Genomic DNA, 21289 nt, shown 5'->3' with positions numbered 1-21289 from the left:
CTGTCGGTGTTCACCCCAGTGGCCTCGGCTCCCGGTTCGACCACGCGCCGACCGGCGCACGGCCCGTATCCGTTGCGTTGCAGCGCTTCCTCGGAGCCGCACAGTGGGGCAGTCGGCCGGGTCGCGGTGGGGCACGGTTGAGCGGCGGAGCGGAGGTGGCCGGGCTCGAGCAGTCCCGGAAGCTCGACGGCCCGGGCGAAATGGCCGGGCGAGTGCGTAACCTACGCTAGCGTAGGTTACGCCAAAGTAGGTTTGCTGACTCGGAGGTCCCACATGTCGGTCGCGTCTCGCCCGCTCACCCAGACGGAGCTGCTCGTAGAGCTCGAACCCGTCGTAGGGCGAGAGTTGGACCGCCACCTCGCGGTGGCCAAGGAGTGGTTTCCGCACGAGTACGTCCCGTGGAGCGACGGCCGGACGTTCGACGGAGTGCTGGAGGGCGAGGCCTGGTCGCCGGAGGACTCCTCGATTCCCGAACCCGCCCGTGTCTCGCTCATCGTCAACCTCCTGACCGAGGACAACCTGCCGAGCTATCACCACGAGATCGCCACGACATTCGGCAGGGACGGCGCCTGGGGCACATGGGTGCACCGGTGGACGGCGGAGGAGGGGCGGCACGCGTTCGCCATCCGCGACTACCTCACCGTCTCCCGGGCCGTCGATCCGGTCGCGCTGGAGCGGGCCAGGATGACCCACATGCAGAACGGCTTCGCCACGGAGTACGACGGCATGCTGCGGCAGCTGGCCTACGTCTCGTTCCAGGAGCTGGCCACCCGCGTCGCTCACCGGAACACCGGAAAGGTGTCGGGCGACCCGGTCTGCGAGAGGTTGCTCTCGCGGGTCGCCGCCGACGAGAACCTGCACATGCTCTTCTACCGGAACCTCCTCGCCGCCGCGCTCGAGCTGGCCCCGTCGCAGACCATGCGGGCCGTCACCGATGTCGTGACCTCGTTCCAGATGCCGGGGCAGGGCATCGAGGGCTTCGCCCGCAAGTCCGTGACGATCGCCATGGCGGGCATCTACGACCTGCGCCAGCACTGTGACGAGGTCCTGTTGCCGGTGCTGCGGCAGTGGAAGACCTTCGACGTCGAAGGGCTCGACGCCGAAGGGGAGCAGGCTCGCGAGGAGCTGTCGGCCTTCCTCGCCAAGCTCGAAGTGGCCGCGACCCGCTTCGAGGAGCGACGCGACGCCCGGCGGGCGAGGGCCGAAGCCGCTTCGTAGCCCCCTTTGTCTCGCATCGGTCCTTCTCCCGGGGTGCGGCTGCTTTCTCGATCGAAGTGCCGCGCGGAGCATGTTTCGCTACGGAACGACGGCGTGTGGATCTTTGCTCGAGCCGACGGTCTTCACCTGCGAGGGTCCGTCATCGAGAACGCCGAGCGCCAACCGGGGGTCGCCGTAGAGCCGTGGGTTCTTCTGCAGGTGCTCGACCTGCTCGGGCGTCAGCTCGCGCACTATCGGGACACCGTCGATCTTCACGAGGAGGATGTTGCTGAACGTCAGCAACGCGTTCTGCGTGTTCTGCAAGCTGTTCAGCAGGCCGGCGATGGCCTCTCCCTGTGCCTTGGTGATCTGTGACATGGGCTCGCCGTACCACCGCGCCTTGGCGCCCGCCGTCAACGCGTCTCCGGCCTGCTCGAGGCGCTCGGCTGCCGTCTGCCGTTTGAAGATGGCGATGAACGGTTGCCATATGGATCCCCGGATCGGGCGGCCGACCATGACCAGCTTCAGCCCGAAGGCGTCGATGGCGTCGAGGAGCGCGGACTGAACGGCCTCGTAGTCGCCGTCGTCATCGAGGTAGAGCACGACCGGATGCGGAGTCATCTCGGGGTGCTGGGCCGTGATGAATTCCACCATCGCACTGAGTTCCGTCTCCAGGCCCGGCGTCGGCTCCTCGTCCTCCGTTTCCCCGTCCGCCGACACTTCATCCGCTGAACCCGGCACCACGCTCGTGCCTGCCGGGGCTTCTCCGGTGATCATCACGTACAGGGGGCCTTCTCCCGCGGAGCCCCTGGATTCATGGTCGCTGATGACGACGAAGCCGGTCCGCGCCGTGTTCTCTTGTCCGTCTTTCATGGCCACTGGCGTATCTCCCGGCTGCCGGCTCTGGAGTCCGACCGGCGGTGAGGGCGGACGGTCGCGGACGCCCGATCGGCGTTGGTCGCTCGCATACTTCCACCATCGCTCAGAGGGCACCGATCGTGACAGTCCGTCGGTTTCGCCAGGGCGATGGCGGGTTGATGGGAGATCGTCCGCCACGACACGTAGCGGACGGGGGTGTTGAGGGACCTCCCCGCTCATCGTGATCTTCCCCAGGGATGAAGACGATGATGAACTCGGGTCATGACATCTGCTCGCCCTGTCCGACGGCTTGGCAGAGGGACGCGTCTGCTTCTTTCCGTGATCGCTCGTGCGCCATTTGTCGGCCGTCTCGTGTAGTCATGGGTCGTGAGCATTTCCCTGACGTGGCCGCAGGTGCTCGCCTGGCGGCTGGAGCGCCAGTTCGCCGGCGGCACCGGGGCGGACGTCGTTTCCGTCGTCCGCAGGCTCTGCGGCGTGCAGAGCCAGGTGGCCTCGGCGGCCGATCTGGCGATCGCCGTACGGCAGGCGGACCCGCGGCCCGGCGAGGTCGAGACCGCCCTCTGGCGGGAGCGCACGCTGCGCAAGACCTGGCTCATGCGCGGCACCCTGCACCTGGTTCCCGCCGACGAGTTGCCGATGTACTGCGGCGCTCTCGGATCGCTGCGGTTGTGGGAGAAGGGATCGTGGCAGCGCGGCCACGGCGTCACCGCCGCCGAGATCGAGGCGATCGTCGACACGGTGCCACGGGTGCTGGGGGAGCGGGCGCTGACCCGCGACGAGTTGGTCGAGGCGGTGATCGATTCCACCGGCGACGCCCATCTGAGAGAGGCGCTGACCTCCGGCTGGGGAATGCTGCTCAAGCCCCTGAGCTTCCTCGGCGAGCTGTGCTACGGCCCGCCGCGCGAGGGCCGGGTCACCTTCACCGCGCCGGGCATCGTGCCGCTTCCTGTGGCGGAGGCGGGCACCCGGCTGGTCCGGTCCTTCCTCGGCGCTCACGGACCCGCGACGCCCGAGATGTTCGACGCCTGGCTGTTCCGCGGCAAGACCCCCAAGGCGGCGCTGCGCGGCTGGTTCCACGACCTCGGCCCCGACGTCACCGAGGTGGAGGTCGAGGGGCGCCCGATGTCGGCGCTCACCGAGCATGTCGAGGCGTTGGCCGCCACCCGCCCATCCGAGTCGGTCCGCCTTCTCCCCGGCTTCGACCAATACGTCATGGGAGCCCCGCGTGACCTCGAGCCGCTGCTGCCCCGGGCGGCCAAGCCCAAGGTCAGTCGCGCCGCCGGCTGGATCTCACCCGTGGTGGTCTTCCAGGGGCGGGTCGCCGGGGTGTGGGAGGCCAAGGACGGCGAGATCGCCCTCGATCTCTTCGAAGACGTGCCCGCCGCCGCGCTTAGCCGCGAGACCGAACGCGTCGCCGCCCTGCTCGCCGCGGCGAGGTGACCTTGATCGCTCAGCCGGTCACAGGCTCGACCGGAGACGGTGATGGAGCACCCTGACATGTCGCGCGGTGGGCGTCTCACCGCTCACAGCGCGGTCTCCACCTCCCTCGCCCTGTGCAGTGATCGTGGGCTGCGCGAGTTGGTGGACGCGGCCGTCCCGCTCGGTTCGGGCATCGGCGGCAGGTCGGCGCTGATGGAGGTCGCCGGGACCCCGGTTTTCTTGAAGAGGGTGCCTCTCACCGATTCGGAGAGGCTGCCGCGGAACACCCGGTCCACCGCGAACATGTTCGGGCTTCCGGCCTTCTGTCAGTACGGCATCGGCGGGCCCGGTTTCGGGGCCTGGCGGGAGCTCGCCGTGCACACCATGACCACGAACTGGGTGCTCGCGGGGCAGTTCCAGGGGTTCCCGCTGATGTACCACTGGCGCGTGCTGCCGGACACGGAGCAGCCCCTTCCGGAGGAACTGGCCGACGTGGAACGGGCCGTCGCCTACTGGGGAGGCGGACCGGAGGTCCGGCACCGGATCGAGGCCCTTCGGCAAGCCTCGGCCAGTGTGGCCCTGTTCCTGGAGTACATCCCGCAGAACCTGCACGAGTGGCTGGGAGCGCAGGTGCGCGCGGGGGAGGAGGCCGCCGACCGGGCGTGTTCTCTGGTGGACAAGGGCTTGGAGGCCGGCGTCTCGTTCATGAACGCCCGCGGGCTCCTGCATTTCGACGCGCACTTCGAGAGGAAGGAGCGTGACGCGCTGGTGCGCGCGTGCGCCGAGGGCGAGCGCCCCACAGGAATCCCCGAGGCGGCCGCGGCGATCCTGACCCGCTACAGTTCCCTCGCCGTGGTGATGGCGGACTTCTATCGCAAGCTCCAGGAAGAGAGCAGGCAGACGCCGTACCCGCTGGAGGAGATCCACCGGGTCGTCGCGGCATGCGGCCTTTCCATCGGCTGACGATTTCCTCAGCGGCCGTGAGCCGGATCATGCGGCCGTTCGCTCTGCCCCGTGGCGTCGGCCGCTTCACGGCGCTCAACCGACTGCCCGTATGTGTGCCGTCGGGGTGCTTCGCGCCGCTCAACCGGCCGAAAGTACGGTCACGAAGAACGCTTACCGTGCTTTGAGCCGATGCCGGCGACGGGTCGGGTCCGCAGGATGGGGCCCATGTCACCTGAAGACCTCCCCGTACTGAAAGCCGCAGGCCGAGCCGGGCGTCACGACAGTGCCGACACGCGAGACCGAGATGCCCGCGGGCCGGTCCGAGACGACGCCCTGGAAGGCCTCGCGACCTCCCTCGGCCGGCCGCGAATATCCGCGCTCGACGTGGTGCGCGGGTTCGCGCTGTGCGGCATCCTCTGGGTCAACATCAAGCCGATAGCCAACGCCGGCAGGGTGGTCGTGCCGGCTTCGCCGGGCACGCACGGGGAGTGGATGGGGCTGCTCACCGATCAGCGCTTCTTCCCGATCTTCTCTCTGCTGTTCGGTGTCGGGTTCTCGCTGCTGCTGGGCTCCGCCGCGGGCCGTGCTCCTCGTCCGCGACTGGTCCTTCTGCGCCGGCTTCTGGTGCTGCTCGGGGTCGGCCTGCTGCACCACGTGCTGCTGTGGCAGGGCGACATCCTGACCGTCTACGCCATCGTCGGTCTGGTCGTGCTGCTGCCTTCGACCTGGCTGCCGCGGTGGGCCGTGGCCGGCCTCGCCGCCGTGCTCATCCCGACGTCGGCGATCTTCACAGGCGGCTTCTTCACGCTGGTCCCCGGGCTCTTCCTGCTGGGCTCGGCACTCGTCCGGTACGGCGTGATCGACCGGATCGAGCGGTCCACCTGGGTACCGGCCGTATTGGGCCTGGTCTTGGCGGCGGGAGCGGCGCCTGCCCTGTGGTGGCAGATCGGAGGCCTGTCCGACCGGGACTTCGTCCGCGCGATGGCCGTGGCCGGGTTGCTGCTCGCGGGTTTGTACGTGTGCGTACTGCTGGTCCTGCTCAGGACGCCGCTGCGACCGGCGCTGCAGGCCGTCTTCATGCCGCTGGGCCGGATGGCGCTGACCAACTATCTGACCGCCACGGTCCTCGTCCTGGTGGTCAGCCGATTCATCGACGGCCCGCCGGAGAGATGGTCCTCGACGACGCTGCTCCTGATCGCCGGCGCCATCCTCACCCTCCAGTGGGTGTGGTCCACCCTCTGGCTGCGCCGATACCGCCAGGGCCCCCTGGAGTGGCTCTGGCGCTGGGCCACCTTGGCACGCCGCCCACCCCTGCGCCGCACCGCCGGTCAGTAGCCGGTGTTCCGGTCGAGGGTGACCCGGCAGGCCAGGTGGAGGGCGAGGCGGTCGTCCGGGTTGTTCAGGTCGACGGTGAGCAGTTCCTCGATCCGGTGGAGCCGCGCCGCGACGGTGTTGCGGTGCACGCCGAGTATCGCCGCGGTGTCGGCCGCCGATCCTCCGGCGTCCAGATAGGTGGACAGCGTTGCGACGAGCTCGCCGGGCTGTGACTCCAGAGGGGCGAGCAGCCGGGTCGCGGTGGGGGCGAAGGTCTCGGTGCTCGCCCAGGCGACCAGCAACTGGGCCAGCCCGAGACGGTCGATGTGCACCAGGCGGCCGGTCTGCGGCCGTCCGCGGGCGAGCCTGGCCGCGTCCCACGCCTCGGCGAGGCTCCGGGTCAGCCCGCCGGTGTCGGGATGGCCGCGTCCCACCCCGATCGCGCAGTCGAACCGGCCGGCCAGCCGCCGGCGGATCCGCTGAAGGGAGGCGAGCAGGTCACGGCTGGTGTCCTCGTCCGGTTCGGTCCTGCTGGTCGTCCACGCGGACCAGCCGTCACCGCGTTCCACCACGGTGACGTCGATCTGTTCCGCCGCGATGGCGGCCACGACGGCGTCGGTGTGCCCCAGGAGGTCGACCTGTCCCAGAGCCGCGATGTGGAAGGCCACGTGCCAGCCGTCCAGCCGCCAGCCCATTTCGGCCGCACGCTGGTGCGCGGTGCCTCCGCTGTCCAGCCTGCCCTCGAGGAGATCGCCGAACAGGCCGGCGCGAAGCCGGGCGTCACGCTCCAGGACGACCCGGCGGGTGGCCTGCCACCGCTGGACGGCGAGTGTCGCGAACTGGAGGACGTCGCGGACGGCGCGCGCCCAGGCGGCCGGCGCGGGCCCGAGAGCGGCCGCCATCCACAGGTCGGCGGTCCCGCTCGGCGTCCCCGGCACGGGTACGGCGACGGTCGTGTGGCCGTCCGCGGTGAGGATCTGCGCCACCGGGGCGTGCGGATCGAAGTCGGACGGCAGCTCGAAGGACACGGTGATCGGTGTGCCGTCGGGGCCGAGGACCGCCACCGGCCGGTCCAGGATTCCGGTGAGCGCGCGGGCCACGTCCTGGGGATTGAGCAGGCGGGGAGTCAGCGCGCGGTGGGCGCGGCACAGATGATCGGCCGCGTCCACGGCGGGGGAGTGCACGAACACGGCGGCGGTCCCCGCCCAGCGCAGCGGTGCCCCGCTGATGCCCAGGATCGGCAGGTGCAGATGCCGGGCGAGGCGGCGGCTGCCGTCCAGGAGTGTCTCGCCGCCGGGTCCCGGGAGAGGGACGGCGAGGGCGGCGGCCCGCTGGTCGTACAGGCGGCGGATCGTGGCGTCCAGGCGCCAGCTGCTCAGGTAACCGGCGGGGATCACCGGGCACACCGCGATCTCGCCCGCCTGGACGAGGCCGGTGTCGGCCGGGTCGATCAGGGTGATCCCGGTGACGCGCCGGTCGAGGTCGTCGTCGCCGGACAGTGGCGTGGCGGCGAGGTGCGGATGGCCGATCAGCTCGCGCAGGGTCGGCGGAACGTCCGTCATGTCGCCCCCCGTAGAGGGATCGGGTCGATGCCCAGCCCGAAGGCGCGGGGCGCCACGATGTCCACGGCTTCCGGCCGCCACCAGAACGGCGGGCCGGGAAGGTGCAGCGCGACGACCTCCGCGCCGCCGCGCACGGTGTCGCAGGAGATGGGCAGGCCGCTGGTCCTGTCGAGGACGCACAGGATGTCGGGGGTGGACGCGACGGGTTCGCCGTCGATGAGAGCGAGCAGGTACTCGTTCTCCATCTCCAGCCGAACGAGGGTCCCGTCACGGCCGGCTCGTATGATCACGGATCCGCGGCCGAACCCCGCCGCCGCCCGGTGCCGGACGACCTCGATGACACGGCCGGTGACCAGGATCCGAGCCCCGAGGGACGCGGCCGCCTCGCGTGGATCGGCGCTCAGGGTCCAGGCCGCATGACGGGCCCCGAGGTGCAGGGCGCGGCTGAACGAGCCGAGGATGGTCAGGCGGTCCAGCAGCTCCACGGGCAGCGGGCGCAGTGCGATCGCCGCCCAGCCGCCGAATTCGGTGAGCGCGGACCTGACGATCCGCTCGGCGGCCTGGGGAGACAGCGAGTCCAGCATGAGCAGCCGGCCGCCGGCGTCGCCGATGGCCAGGGGCGTGAGCGGCTCGCCGAGCGCCGCCACGGACATCTGGTCGAGCCGCGGCAGCGCCCGGCCCTGCAGATCCGCGTCGATCACCGGGAGGCCGAGCTCGACCGCGGCGACGAACACGACGATGCCGTTCACCCCGCCGGCCTCGATCGCGATCAGCCCGGCGGGGCTGATCCCCGTCCGGTCCATGATCGTCGCGAGCACGGGCGCCCACTCTCCACCGGACGGCAGCCTCTCCGTGAACGCCGACACCGCCCCGACGATCCCCACCGGGACGACGTGGCCGCCGGGGACGTCGTCGCTGGTCAGCAGCTCGATCCGGCCGCCCGCCAGGCTCCGCCTGAGCAGGCGGGCGGCCGTGTCCGTCTGCCCGCCGCCGCCCGAGCCGAGCAGTGTGGTGCCCCGGGCGAGGTGGTCGATGTCCGGCTCACCGAGGTAGCGGATTGGCATGCACTCAGAGTGACACGAGATCCTCCACCGGCTGGAACTCCACGTCGAGATCGAACGCGTGAGGTCCGAACACCGCGAGGGCCTCCGGGCTGCGCATCAGGTCCGGGGTGCTGATCCCCACGACGACGGCCCGCTGGCCGTACCGGAGCCCCTCGGTGGTGATCGGCTCGCCGGAGTCGGCCTCGAGCACGCAGATCAGATCGGGGACCACGCACCGGATCTCGCCGTCCACCCGCGCCACCAGGTTCTCGTTCTGGAAGACCAGTTCGAGCCTGCCGTCGCCTTCGAAGGCGGCGAGCGTGGCGCTCCCGCGGGCGAACCCGGCGACCGTACGCCGCTCGACGTCCACGACCTTGCCGCGGAACAGCACCCGGACCTTGTCATAGAGAGTGCCGGACATCGTGTCGGCGAGCGCCGCGACCGGGTCGCGGTGTTCCTCGCGCGCGGTGCGCAGGGCGCGCCCGATCCGCAGTCCGAGGCTGAGCGTGTTCGGGACCGCCGTCCGCTTGACGTCCGCGCCGCTCATCGCGTATTCGGCGATGTGCGCGACGCCGCCGAGCCTGATGGCGATCCCGCGGGCGAGCCATTCGAGGCGCTTGTTGTCGGCGCCGGTGTCGATGACGACGGTCTCGCCGTTCTCGCCGCCGATCGCGAGCGGCGAACCCGGCACGCCGTACACGGAGAAGGTCTCCATCTGCAGTTCGGGAAAGGCGCGGCCCATCCCGTCCGCGTCCACGACGGGCAGGCCGGTGCGGGCGGCGACCAGTAACGGGATCATCGAGTTGATCCCGCCGCACTCGATCGGCATGGTCGCGTCGGCCCGCCGTCCCAGGTGTCCTTCCAGCGCCCGCAGCGCCGCCACGGCCTCGTCGCCCCGGGGGATCTTCTCCACCATCACCGTCGGGGCGCCCATCTGCGCCGTCGGGATGACCACGTCGTCGTCGCCGAGTTCGGCGGGGTCGAGCACGGTGATCGTCCCCGGGCCGTCGCGCAGCGCCTGCTCCACGAGCAGCCTCCCGATGTACGGATCACCTCCGCCGCCGGTGCCGAGCAACGCCGCCCCTCGGGCCAGGTCGGCGAGGTCGTGAATCTCGAGGGTGTAGCTCACGTGAGCGCTCCGGATCCGACGCGGACGGTGTCGTGGTCGTAGCCGAAGTACCGGGGCCCGACGAGCTCCAGCCCTTCGGGGGTGTGCCATCGAGGGTCGCACGGCGCCGCGATGACCCGCACGCGCTGGCCGTACCGGAGCGTCTCGGTGGTGACGGCGGTGCCCACCTCGGCGTCGAGCACGCAGATCAGGTCGGGGACGGTGGCCACCACGACGCCGTCCCTGACGGCGACGAGGTGCTCGTTCTGGAATCGCAGCAGGAACCGCTCGCCGGACCGGCCGTCCAGCCCCTCCAGCGTCGCCTCGCCGCGCGCGAATCCGCCCTCGGTCCGCCGGCTGACGTCCACGACCTTGCCGCTGAACAGCTCGGCCCCGCCCAGCCGGTCGACGACGGCCGCGACCGGGTCCTGGTGCGAGGCACGTGCCTCGCGCACCAGACGGCCCAGTTCGCCGCAGAGGGACAGGGTGCCCGGGACGAGGGCCTCGCGGGCCTGCGCCCCGGTCATCGGGAACAGGCTGATCATCGCGGAGCAACCCATGTCGATCGTGGCGGAGCGGGCGAGCCGTTCCGCCCAGTGGTTGTCCACGGTGTCGAAGATCCCCTGGTTGCCCTTCTCGTCGGCGATCGACATCGGGGTGGCGCCGAGGCCGTACAACGTGGGCATCACCATCTGCAGCTCGGGGAAGGCCCGTCCCATCCCGTCGGCGTCGATCAGGGGGAGCCCCAGCTGAGCGGCGGCGACGACCGGCACGAGGGCGTTGACGCCGCCGGCCTCCGCGCACACCAGGTGAGTGGGGGATTCGCCCAGGTAGGAGGCGAGGGCCTGGACGGCGAGCTTCGCCTGTTCGGTCGAGGGCACCTTCTCCAGCATCACCGTGGGTGCGCCCATCATGGCGACCACCACGGCGACCGCGTCGTCCGGGACGTTCTCCAGGGGGATGAGCCGGGCCGGACCGTCGGCGCGGACGGCCGCGTGCGCGAGCAGCCGGCCGATGTGCGGGTCCCCGCCGCCGCCGGTGCCGAGAATGGCCGCGCCGACCGCGAGGTCGTCCAGGTCCGGACCGGTGATGAGCCGCTCAGCCACGACCGGCCTCCAGTTGCAGGTCGCCGACCGCCTTGACGCGGATCCGGGTGGCGTTTCCCGGCAGGTACGCCAGGGGCACCTCGTCGACTTCGACGACCCGGACGCTGCCCGGCTTGGCTCCCGAGGCGATCGCCTTGTCGACCGCCTCCTGTTTGGCGTCGTCCAGCACGGCCTGCCGTTGGCCGGGTTCCACCGGGAAGATCCGGTCGACCTCTCCGCCGATCTGGGCGATGGCGGCGCCGATGGCGTTGGCGACGGCGAAGTGCTCGGGCCGGTGCACCGGCCCGGAGTCGCCGATCTCGTCCGGGAGCAGGATCGACCCGCCGCCGACCGCGACCACGGGAAGCGGCTCGGGGGAGGTGCGGATGCGCTCGATGGCGTCGCCGATCTCGCGGGCGATCCGGTCCAGTGCCGCCCGCACCAGCGACCGGTCCAGTTCCTTCACGAGGCCGGGGTCGCCGATCACGGCGCGACCCGCCGCCACCGCGACGTCGGTGGCGGTGAGCGTCGCCCCGCCGAACACCAGCGCCTCATCGGCGAGGCGGTAGCCGACCGAGTCCGGCCCCACCGTCACCGTGCCGTCGCCGCGGATCCGGCTGCCCCCGCCGATGCCCAGGCTGAGGACATCGGGCATCCGGAAGTTGGTGCGGATCCCGGCGACGCTCACCTCGGTGGTGGCCTCCCGCGGGAAGCCGTGCTGCAGCACGCCGATGTCGCTCGTCGTGCCGCCCACGTCGACGACGGCGCACGACTCCACGCCGGACAGGAAAGCGGCGCCGCGCATCGAGTTGGTCGGACCCGAGGCGAAGGTGGCGACCGGGTAGCGACGCGCGAAGTCGACGTCCATCAACGTGCCGTCGTTCTGACTGAGATACAGCGGTGCGCTGATGCCCGCGCCCTCGAGGGACTGGGAGAGCCCGTCGACGATCTGGGTGGCGAGCTCGCGCAGCGAGGCGTTGATGATGGTGGCGTTCTCCCGTTCCAGCAACCCCATCCGGCCGATCTCCGATGACAGCGAGACGGCGATCGCGGGCAGCTGCCCGGTGAGGATGTCGGCGGCGCGTTGCTCGAACTCGGCGTTGACCGGGGAGAACACGCTCGAGATGGCCACGCTGCGGATCTCGTGCCGGTGCAGTTCCTCCGCAACCCGCAGGATCTCGTCCTCACGCAGTTCGGCGATGTGACGCCCGTCGAACTCATGCCCTCCGTGGCAGAGGTAGGCCCGGCCCGCGATGGCGTCCACGAGCCGCTCGGGCCAGTCGACCATGGGCGGCAACGACGCGGTGGCGGGCAGGCCGAGCCGCACGGCGGCGGTCGGCGCCAGCCGGTCGGCCTCGACCAGCGCGTTGATGAAGTGCGTCGTGCCGATCATCACCGCGTTCACCGCCAGCGGGTCGAAGGCCCGCTGGCGCTTCAGCTCGGCGAGCGCGGTGTTGATGCCGCTGGTCACGTCCCGCGTGGTCGCGGTCTTGACCGCGGCCAGGACGCTCTGCCCGTCCATGAGCACGGCGTCGGTGTTGGTCCCGCCGACGTCGATTCCGATCCGCATTTCAGGTCCTTTCAGGCGGCCGAGGGGGCGGACGCGGCGGCCGTCCGGCCGTCCGCCGTCTCGGTGCGCGCGATGCCGTATCCCCGAATCAGGCCGAGCCGGCCCACGACGGCGTACAGCACGAACGCGACGACCAGTGAGTTGATGCTGGGCAGGCCCCAGGTCACGAACTTCCCGACCAGGCCCGCGACGAGCCAGATCACGAGGGTCACGGGCACCCAGCGGGGCGCCTCGGGCGGGACCCCGTCCGCCGCCTTGCCGCTGTCGAGGTCGCGCCGCCAGGTCCGCACCACGAAGTACTCGGCGATCATGATTCCGGCGATCGGGGGGAACGCCACGCCCAGCACCGTGAGGAAGTCGGTGAAGTTGTTGAGGATGCCCGCCGCGGCCAGCACGCTGCCGACCAGGCCGATGAGCAGGGTCACGACCGCGCGGTTGACCTGCCGGCCGAAGACCGTGCCGACGAAGTTCACCAGGCCGAGCCCGGAGGAGTACAGGTTCCAGTCGTTGATCTTCAGTGTTCCGACGACGATGACCAGCACGCCGACCCAGCCGACGGTGGACGTGATGATCGTGATGATGTCCGCCGACTTGATCGCGTGCGCCAGCAGGACGCCGATCAGGCCGATCACGTACTCGCCGAGGGTGATCCCGAGCAGTGTCTGCTTGACCACGTCGCCGACCGACCGGTTGAACCGGGTCATGTCCGGAGTGATCACCGCGCCCACGATGAACCCGCCGGCGACCAGCGTGGTGCCCTGCAGCAGGGACAACGAGGGGCCGGCGGGGGCGGCGGCGGCCAGTTCGGAGAGCGAGCGCTGGGAAAGTTCGCTCCCGACCGACCAGGCGACCAGCAGGACGAACGCGGGCACGGTGAGGTAGGCGGTCCACGCCATCGAATGGAAGCCCTTGACGACGATGGCCGTCACCGCGAGCCCGAACAACAGGGACCACGCCCACACGGGCAGCCCCGGAAGCAGTGCGTGCAGGCCCTCGGCCGACACCCCGGACTGGATGCCGAACCAGCCGACCAGGCTGATCCCGATGGCCAGGCCGATCAGCGCGGACCCGGCTTGGCCGAAACCGCACCACCGGGCGAGCATGGAGGTCGTCAGCCCCTCCCGCATGCCGATGACGCCCAAGGCGATGGCCACCAGTTCGAGGATGACCGCGCCGAGGGTGATCGCCCAGAAGGCGCTCCAGAAGCTCATCCCGAATCCGAGGGTCGCGCCGAGGAGGAACTGACTGAGGGCGGAGATCTGACCGAACCGCTGGACCGCGACCGACACCCAGGAGTATCGGGCGCGGGCGGGGACTCGGGATATCGCGTAGTCGTCGGTGCCGAGAGAAGAAGCCATCATTGCCTCCGAGGGGGGCGAAGAGCGCCAGGCCGGGCCACGGGTGGTGCCCTGAGCGTAGGAACGGGCCCAGTCCTCGTCACGATGCGATCGGCACAGCCCGGAGCCGGATCGTGTGCACCGTGCACAGATGGCGTGGGGTTCTGGCGCCATGCCGAACCTCGGTTCGCCGAGCTTCATTTCTACAGCACGGAGGTCTCGCCCCGGCATGCGCGCCTGGGACCGTACGCGTCAGCCCGCGGGCCGGGACCGTACGCGTGATGGATCGACCACATCACGGACCTGGTGCGCGTGAGTTACACCTTTCAGGAGGTGAGCCCCCGCCGTTCAGGCTTCTAGGGAAGCTCGAGCAACAGGCCCATCGCGTGGTGGAGCCCCGGCGTGGGGAGATTCCTGAGGGCCTCGACCAGCTCGTTGGGAGGGGTGGTGAATTGCTCCGCCACGGATAGATCACGCGTCCAGATGCCGTCGGCACGGCGGTACTCGTGGTCACGGTAATGGCGCCCGTCGCCGACGGGGCGGATCACCGGCCGGGCGACGAACCAGGCCCTGGCGCCCCCGGCCTTCTCGGGTTCCGCGGAAGGCGGGGTCCAGACTTCGTGGTCGAAGTCTCGGCTGGGCGGGCTCGTCACATGGGAGGGAACCTCCTCCGCGATGAGCTCGTCCACCAGGACATGGAGCATGGCCTCGGCCATCGGGGTCGATAATTCGCCCTTGGTGTCGGCATAGAAGGCGGGGCCGGCTTCGGTGAGGTGAATGGGGGAGATGTAGTTGGGCGTGTAGGCGTCGGAGACGTCACACTCCCAGTCCCTCAGTTCACGGCCGTCTTCGGTGACGAGACCGAAGCGGAGCCCTGCCCTGTGCATGGCTGCGGCGGCGCGTTCAGGGTCGGGGGTGACGACGAGGAAGGAAGGGCTGATGTGGTGCCAGCCTGGCTCCCAGCTGTTGCCGTGAGGGCGGGGCGTGCCCTGCATGTCATAGATGTTCGGCGCCACACTCACCAGCCCCGCGGGATTGCTCGTCCTGAGACGGGCGAGATGACGGCGGGCCTGCTCGTAGTCTCGGTCCGCGACAGCCTGTGCGGCCAGCGTCTGCAAATCAGGCTCGCTGGTCCCTTCTCCATCCATGTGCCGAGGCTAGCCACGGCGGACGATCGAAGTGGGCTGAATTGATCACGGATGGACGCTGTTTCTGATCTCCATGTCCACCGGCCTCACGCCCGCCCAGAACGGTGTAGACAGTCGCGGCCACGCCGAGGGCCGGGACCGTACGCGTCGCCGAGTTGGTGGGCTCCGGCGTTGTCAGCGCCGAAGGAGCCGGACCGTCTCCTCCCAGAGACGGTCGGCGGCACATCCGTCGAGCGCGTAGGGGGCCACTCCTCGCATGCCGTCACCCGGCTCGGTGATTACGGCGGCCTCGTTGCAATCCTCGAAGTAGCGTCCGGTCACCCCTTGGACGTGGGGGGAGGCGGCCAGGAGGACGGGGGTCGCCGCGCCCTGTTGAGGGGTCTTCCATCCTTGGGGGTGGTCGATGCGGCGGCCCTGCTCGTCCATCGCGCCCACGTAACGCAGTTGCGCGTCGTCGAGGTGGCGCTGGAGGTTGGTCACGACGCCGCCGGGGTGGAGCGCGTTGGCGGTGATGCCGTCGGCGGCCCACCTCTTGGCCAGGGCGACGGCGAACAGGAGGGTCGCGGTCTTCGACTGGCCGTAGGCGGACCAGGCCTCGTAGGGCCGGGACGCGAAGTGGATGTCGTCGAAGACGACGGGGGAGATCAGATGGGCGGAGGAGCTGACGACGACGACCCGGGCGTCCTGCGCGGAGGTGAGGGCGTCGTGCAGGCCCAGGGCCAGGGCGGCATGGCCCAGGTGGTTGGTGGCGAACTGCGTCTCCCAGCCTTCCGGGGTCGTGGTGCGCTCGGGGAGGGCCATCACGCCGGCGTTGTTGACCAGGATGTGAAGAGGCCCCGTCCAGCCGGCGGCGAAGGCGTCGATGGTGGAGCGTTCCATCAGGTCAAGGGGGACGATGCGAACGTCGTCCCGGCCCGTCGTGGAACGGATGTCGGCGGCTGCGCGCGCGCCGGCGCCGGTGTCGCGGACGGGCAGGGTCACCTGGGCGCCGGCGGAGGCCAGCGCCCGGGCGGTCTCCAGGCCGATCCCGGACGTGCCGCCGGTGACGACGGCGCGCTTGCCGGTCAGGTCGACACCGGCGATCACCTCGGCGGCGGTCGACTCCGCGTTGAAGGGGGTCGTGATTGCGGGCATGGCTGTACTCCATGGGTCGATGTGTCGGTGAAAACGCCGCGGAGGCGTGAGGTCGGTCTGCGGTGCGGGGTCGGTTCGCGGCGCGGGTTGGTCTGGGGCGTGAGGTCGGTTCGCAGCGCGGGGATCAGTCCGCGGCGCGGCAGATCAGTCGGACGGCGCGCCTGGTCCTGTCGCGGAACTCGGCGCGGGTGGCCGCCGTCTGCTTCCAGGTCAGGGCGGCGGAGAAGAGGACGTCCATGACGTCGTCCGCACCCAGTTCCCCGGTGAGGACGCCCGGCGGGGCGAGCGAGCCGACCTGTGCGCTGATGGTCGCCCTGGCCTTCTCCTGGTAGTCATGGAACATCGAGCCCAGCTGCGGCTCGCTGTTCTCCAGCAGTTCGCTGAGATCCCTGGCCACCTGGGTCTCGACGTACTGGCCCATCAGCGCGTCCAGCGCCGTGACGATCCGCTCCTCGAAGCTCAGCGACTCGTCGGCAAAGCACGCCTCCATGGCCTGCTGCGCCCGTTCCATGACGCCCTGCATCGTGGCGCGATACAGCTGTTCCTTGTTCGGGAACAGCAGGTACAGGCCAGGCCGGGAGATGCCCGCCCCCTTGGCGACCTCCTCCATCGACGTCTTCTGGAACCCGTACCGCCCGAACAGGCCGAGGGCGGCCGTGAGGACGGCGCCGCGCTTGGGGTCGTCGTTCTCCATCTCCGAACTGCTCACTCCTGACACATTAGACAACTAGCCGAATTTTGTCTAATTCGTCAGCGGTGGACGCCGGCACCGGCGACGAACGGTGCAGGGCAGCGCCGGGCCTCCTCGATGTCGGGCGGTGCCCGTGCCCTCGACCCGTGCGGATCGCGGCTTCGAACGCCTACTTCCCGCACGTCTCCTCGTACGGGAGGCCTGGGATGTAGCGGGCCCATTCCGTCCGGTCGAGGCCCCGGCCGGTGATGGAGCAGGCTCGTTGCACCGCGTTGGCCAGGAGATCGTTGATGCCGGACAGATCCCACAGGGCCACCTTGCTTTCGAGGGTGATGGTGGCCAGGGTCTTCCCGTCGGGCGCGAACTTCAGGTCGAACGCGTACCTGTCGGGAAGGAGGATCGGCGGGCTCAGCTTGTGCGGGGCGGAGACGTCGGTGAGGTCCCAGAGAGTGAGCGAGCCCGCGACGTTGGTCGTGGCCAGGGTCCGTCCATCGGCGGAGAACGCCAGGGCCACGACCGACACCCTGCTGCTCAGCGACGCGATGTTCCCGTTGGGATCGCTCGGCCCGATCAGAGGTTGCCCGATCCTGACGTATTGCCCCTGATGGGAGACGTCCCAGAGGATCATCGTGCCGTCCGCGCGCCCGGTGACCAGGATGCGGCCGTCGGGAGAGAACGACACCGACGTCACGTTCGACGCATCGCCGGCCAGGATCGGCACGGGCTGTGCGGCGGGTCTGGCCGGATCGGAGACGTCCCACAGGGTCACTTTGCCGTCGAAGTCGTAGATATTGCTGATGGCCAAGCTTCGGCTGTCCGGCCGGAAAGCCGCCACCAGCACGATGACGGCAGGCAGGTCCTTCTCGCGCTGGACTGGCCGTGCGGGATCGGTCAGATCCCAGAGCATCGATGCCTTCTCGTCGCCGGTGATCAGCATCCGGCCGTCAGGGGAGAACATGGCCGGAGTTCCGCTGCCCGGCAGCGGCGGTCCACGTTTGACGGGATGGCCAGGGCTGGAGATGTCCCACACGGTGACGGCGCCGTCAGCCCCGAGAACGGCGAGGGAACGTCCGTCGGGCGACAGTTTGGTGGCCGTTCCCGGCAGGGTGGCGTCGAAGGTGACCGGCCGGGCCGGATCGGTCAGGTCCCGCAGGGAGACGGTGCCGTTCGCGCTGCCGGAGGCTAGGGCGCGGCTGTCCTGGCGGAATGCCAGTGAGTCCGCTCCGGTCAGGGTCGATCCGCGTCGGGCGGGCCGTCCGACATCGACGAGGTTCCACAGGATTGCGGTCCGGTCCTGACCGCCGGTGATCAGAGTCCGCCCATCGGGTGAGACGGTGACCGCCTGGATGGAGTCGGTGTGGCCGGTGAGCGGGAATTGTGATCGGACGGGCCGGGCGGGGTCGCTGACGTTCCAGAGAGCCGCGGTGCCCTCCGCACCGGCGGTGACCGCCGTTTTCGAGTCGGGGGAGAACGCCATCGAACTGTTGTTGCCGCTCATGGGTGTCCCGATCCGGGTGGGCGTGGCCCGGGTCAGATCCCAGAGGACGAACGCGTTCTGGTTCTTCGACTCGGGGTCCTTGAGGTGCGTCGACAGAAGGCGGCCGTCGGGTGAGAACGCCACTGGCGAACGAGCGGTGAGGGGCGAGCCCAGCTTGGTGGGCCGTGACGGGTCGGCGACGCCCCAGAACGTCACCGAATCGTCGCTGCCGGCCGCGAGGGTCCGGCCGTCCGGCGAGAACGCCACCGAGTCCACCGTCTTGGTCTGCCCGGTCAACGCCGCGCCCCGCCGGGTGATCCGCGATGGATCGGACATGTCCCACAGGTCGACCTGGTGGTTCTCGCGGCCTGTCGCCAACGTGCGTCCGTCCGGGGAGAAGGCCATGGATCGGATGTCACTGGAGGTGTCGTCCGCCGAAGAGCCGCGCCGGAGCGGCTTCGCCGGATCGGAGATGTCCCACAGGGTCGCGGTCCTGCCGCCGTCGTCATTCGTGGCCAGGAGACGGCCGTCGGGCGAGAAGGCGATCAAAGCGGTGAAGGTGTTGTCGATGATCAGGGGCGCGCCGAGCCGGCTTGGCCGGCCCGGTGCGGACATGTCCCACAGGATGATCGCGCCGTCCAGGCTGGTGGACGTCGTGGGCTCGGGAGTGGGGGCCGGGCACGCAGTCTCTCCGGCGCGGCAGGCCGGCCCGGCGACGGCACAGCCGGTTCCGTCGCCGCCGCAGGTCGTGACCGGTTTCGTCGTCGTGATGCGGCTGGTGGTGGCCAGGATGCGGCCGTTGGGGGAGAACTTCACCGACTCGACGGTGTCTTCGTATCCGGTGAGGGTTCCCGCGTACTGGGTGGTGGTGAGGGTGCCCACCAGGCTGGCCCGCGTCTGGGGATCGGAGTGAACTCTTTCAGCGGAGATGCCGAGTTGCAGTGCGAGTCGGGGGTCGGTGTCGCGGGCCGCCTCGGCTTTGGAGATGAGGAGCCGGGCGGTGGCGACGCGCTGCTGCTCCTGTGCCGCCTGACGCTGCTCCCGAGCGGTTCTCCCCTGGACGAAGGCGACGCCCGCGAGGACGACGGCTGCGGCGAGCAGTGTGGAAAGCGTGGTGAGGGCGAGTCGACGCTGACGTCTGCCGCGGTTGTCCGCACGCACGCCGGCGTCGAGGAACGCCTTGGGGATGCCGGTGGGAGGAGGCCGGGAGAGCGGGTCGGCCTGCCGGCGTCCTTCGGCGTGCAGGATCGCGGCCAGGCGTTCTCCGCGGTACAGATACGAAGCGGCCCGCCCGTTCCGGTCCCATTCGTCGGCGTCGTCGACGAGCTGGCTGCGCAGGGCGTGCCCGGTGAGGTCCGTGTCCAGCCAGTCGCGCAACCGCGGCCAGTTCCGCAGCAGTGTGTCATGGGCGATCTGCACGGAGGCGGTGTCGACGACGATGAGCCGCCGCCGGGCGAAGAGCTCCAGCACCTCTTCCAGGCAGGCGCGGTCCTCCTCGGGACAGGCGGCGTCCACGTCGGTCCGGGCGACCGTACGGCGAGCGAGTTGGCCGTCGTGCGAGACCATCGTCAACTGCTGGAACAGCTGACGGGTCAGTTCCTGCCCGCGGGGGCCGAGGCTGCCGTAGGCGGTCTCCGCGCTTGTGGCGACCGCGCGGGTGACGCCGCCGGTCAGGGCGTACCCGCGGCTGGTGAGACGGTCGTCCTCACGGTGCTCCCAGACGGTCAGCATCGCCTGGGAGAGCAGCGGGAGGGCGCCCGGGTCGTACCCTCCGGCCGGTGATCGGAGTTCCCCGAGGAGGGTGTCCACCAGGCCGGGCTCGATCTCCAGGGCCGCGGAGGCGGCGGGCCGGGCGATCGCGATCCGCAGTTCGGTCTCGGACATCGGCCCGAGCACGAATGGGCCGTCCCGTAACGCCGTGGCCAGTTGCGGGTGTCGGGCGCAGCGGTCGATGTAGTCTCCGCGCACCGCGATCAGCACCAGTGCCGCAGGGGCGCCGTCCGGTCCGGCCGGAATCGTCGCCATGGCGTCCAGCGCCGTGATGAAGGCGACGCGTTCGGCGGCGGCGTCCTCGTCGTCGACGGCGAAGATCTCCTCGAACTGGTCGACCACCAGGACCAGCCTGGATCTGCTCGCCACATTCACGGAGAGGGCGCGGAGCCGGGCGTCTTCGTCCAGGGCCTGCCGGACCAGCAACGGGGCATGCCGGGGCTCTCTGGCGAGGGCACCGAGGACGGAGGGGGCATCCAGTCCGGCCATGCCCGCCAGCACCATCGCCAGACGAGACAGGGGGGAGCGGGGAGGCAGGTCGATGACATGCCGCGGCCACTGCCGGGCGGCTTCGGACAGGTCGCCCCGAGCGATGGCCGGGACCAGCCCGGCGCGCAGCAGAGAGGACTTCCCGGCCCCGGAGGCGCCGGTCACCATCAGCGGTCCCGGGCTGGTGAGCCGTTGTGACAGCGTGCTGACCAGCTCGGCCGTGGCGACCTCACGCCCGGCGAACACCTCGGCATCCGACTCGTAATAAGGAGCCAGCCCCTGGTAGGGGCTCCGGGCCTCCCACCGCGGCACGTCGCCGCCCGGAGAGCCACCGGGGCGGGTCCGCCGCTCGATCAGCGACACCTGGTCCAGGAGCAGCCGGGTATCCGTCGCCTGCCGGTACTGCAACCCCACCGCCAGTTGCAGCTCGGCGCGGTTGTGGTCGACGCCTTCCCGGATCGACCGCAGGTTCGCCCCGACATCGGAAAGGACGAAGGCGAACTCGGCGAAGTCTTCGCTCAGCCCGGCCAGACCCGCGGCCAGCGCCGCCTGCAGATCCCGGTCACCGGTCTGCACGGCTGCCTCGATCGCCGCGCCGACCAGCTCGTGCTCCCGCATGAGCCGCGCGATGTCCCCACGCAACTGCTTCGCGTGCTCCCCGCCGGCCTCCAGCGTCTCCTGGATCCGCCGCACCAACTCAGCCTGGACGTCCTGAGCCGACGGCTTCCCTCCAGTCCCCATCAGGCGCGCGACACCCGCCTTGACCACATCGGTCAGCACGTTCCCGCCGACTGCGGCGACGGCGCCGACCCCCGCCGTCGCAAGACCCGCGCCCGAGGTCAGTAGCGGTGCGAGCGCTCCGGCCGAGAGCACCGCGAGCAACAGCGGCGGAGTCCATCGGCGCGCGCTCGTCCACACCGTCCGGGTCAGCTGGCCTGCCCCGGCACGCATCACCCCCGACTGGGCAGTCTGCGGTTCACCGCTCACCCCGCAAATATCGCCGCACACGGCCATGGACATCAACCAGAATCCGGACGATCGCGCGCACCCGCTCAGCCGTGTCTGGGATTCGGACCCATGATCTTCGCTATCCGGACGGGAACATCCCGGACATCTGGCCG

15 protein-coding genes are annotated in these 21289 nt (G+C 70.3%); 4 read left to right on the top strand and 11 right to left on the bottom strand.

The window, feature by feature from the left end:
* Positions 1-273 precede the first annotated feature (273 nt).
* Positions 274-1218 carry an acyl-ACP desaturase gene (locus Psi02_RS15470; RefSeq protein WP_203974680.1) on the top strand — a complete coding sequence of 315 codons (945 nt, stop codon included), beginning with the start codon at positions 274-276 and terminating at the stop codon, positions 1216-1218.
* Between the two features lie 78 nt (positions 1219-1296).
* Here Psi02_RS15470 and Psi02_RS15465 read toward each other — a convergent pair whose 3' ends face one another.
* Positions 1297-2070 carry a hypothetical protein gene (locus tag Psi02_RS15465; RefSeq protein ID WP_203974679.1) on the bottom strand — a complete coding sequence of 258 codons (774 nt, stop codon included), beginning with the start codon at positions 2068-2070 and terminating at the stop codon, positions 1297-1299.
* A 372-nt stretch (positions 2071-2442) separates the two neighbouring features.
* Here Psi02_RS15465 and Psi02_RS15460 point away from each other — a divergent pair, with 372 nt between their 5' ends.
* The 3 genes from Psi02_RS15460 to Psi02_RS15450 all read left to right on the top strand — a co-directional run bounded on the left by Psi02_RS15460 (position 2443) and on the right by Psi02_RS15450 (position 5775).
* Positions 2443-3516, top strand: a complete 1074-nt coding sequence (locus Psi02_RS15460) for a winged helix DNA-binding domain-containing protein (protein WP_239094909.1) — start codon at positions 2443-2445, stop codon at positions 3514-3516.
* A 42-nt stretch (positions 3517-3558) separates the two neighbouring features.
* The gene (locus Psi02_RS15455; RefSeq protein WP_239094908.1) at positions 3559-4458 is read left to right on the top strand and encodes a hypothetical protein; all 900 of its coding nucleotides are present in this window, start codon (positions 3559-3561) and stop codon (positions 4456-4458) included.
* Between the two features lie 207 nt (positions 4459-4665).
* Entirely contained in the window at positions 4666-5775 is a 1110-nt protein-coding gene (locus Psi02_RS15450; protein WP_203974678.1) for a DUF418 domain-containing protein, read from the top strand.
* Here Psi02_RS15450 and Psi02_RS15445 read toward each other — a convergent pair.
* From Psi02_RS15445 to Psi02_RS15400, 10 genes are all read right to left on the bottom strand, one after another.
* Complete coding sequence (locus tag Psi02_RS15445) at positions 5769-7316, bottom strand: helix-turn-helix domain-containing protein (protein ID WP_203974677.1); 1548 nt, start codon at positions 7314-7316, stop codon at positions 5769-5771. The genes Psi02_RS15450 and Psi02_RS15445 overlap by 7 nt on opposite strands.
* Positions 7313-8380 (bottom strand): DUF917 domain-containing protein, encoded by a 1068-nt coding sequence (locus Psi02_RS15440; protein WP_203974676.1) that lies wholly within the window; start codon positions 8378-8380, stop codon positions 7313-7315. The genes Psi02_RS15445 and Psi02_RS15440 overlap by 4 nt, the downstream gene beginning before the upstream one ends.
* A 4-nt stretch (positions 8381-8384) precedes the next feature.
* A complete protein-coding gene (locus Psi02_RS15435) occupies positions 8385-9488 on the bottom strand; it encodes an S-methyl thiohydantoin desulfurase family protein (protein WP_239094907.1) in 1104 nt (367 codons plus the stop codon).
* Positions 9485-10573, bottom strand: a complete 1089-nt coding sequence (locus tag Psi02_RS15430; RefSeq protein ID WP_203974673.1) for an S-methyl thiohydantoin desulfurase family protein — start codon at positions 10571-10573, stop codon at positions 9485-9487. The genes Psi02_RS15435 and Psi02_RS15430 overlap by 4 nt, the downstream gene beginning before the upstream one ends.
* The gene (locus tag Psi02_RS15425; protein ID WP_203974671.1) at positions 10566-12122 is read right to left on the bottom strand and encodes a hydantoinase/oxoprolinase N-terminal domain-containing protein; all 1557 of its coding nucleotides are present in this window, start codon (positions 12120-12122) and stop codon (positions 10566-10568) included. Before Psi02_RS15425 ends, Psi02_RS15430 begins: the two co-directional genes overlap by 8 nt.
* A gap of 11 nt (positions 12123-12133) precedes the next feature.
* Complete coding sequence (locus Psi02_RS15420) at positions 12134-13480, bottom strand: purine-cytosine permease family protein (protein WP_203974669.1); 1347 nt, start codon at positions 13478-13480, stop codon at positions 12134-12136.
* A 335-nt stretch (positions 13481-13815) separates the two neighbouring features.
* Positions 13816-14607, bottom strand: coding sequence for a hypothetical protein (locus Psi02_RS15415; protein WP_203974667.1), 792 nt, complete (start codon positions 14605-14607; stop codon positions 13816-13818).
* A 174-nt stretch (positions 14608-14781) separates the two neighbouring features.
* A complete protein-coding gene (locus Psi02_RS15410) occupies positions 14782-15741 on the bottom strand; it encodes an SDR family NAD(P)-dependent oxidoreductase (RefSeq protein WP_203974665.1) in 960 nt (319 codons plus the stop codon).
* 124 nt (positions 15742-15865) lie between these two features.
* Positions 15866-16450, bottom strand: coding sequence for a TetR/AcrR family transcriptional regulator (locus tag Psi02_RS15405; RefSeq protein ID WP_203974664.1), 585 nt, complete (start codon positions 16448-16450; stop codon positions 15866-15868).
* Positions 16451-16601: 151 nt separating this feature from the next.
* The gene (locus tag Psi02_RS15400; protein ID WP_203974662.1) at positions 16602-21119 is read right to left on the bottom strand and encodes an nSTAND1 domain-containing NTPase; all 4518 of its coding nucleotides are present in this window, start codon (positions 21117-21119) and stop codon (positions 16602-16604) included.
* Positions 21120-21289 lie beyond the last annotated feature (170 nt).

Origin of the sequence: Planotetraspora silvatica (assembly GCF_016863315.1) — a bacterium.
Classification (GTDB): Bacteria; Actinomycetota; Actinomycetes; order Streptosporangiales; family Streptosporangiaceae; genus Planotetraspora; species Planotetraspora silvatica.
The sequence above is the reverse complement of the archived record's forward strand: the minus strand, read 5'-3'. Positions and strand labels throughout refer to the sequence as shown.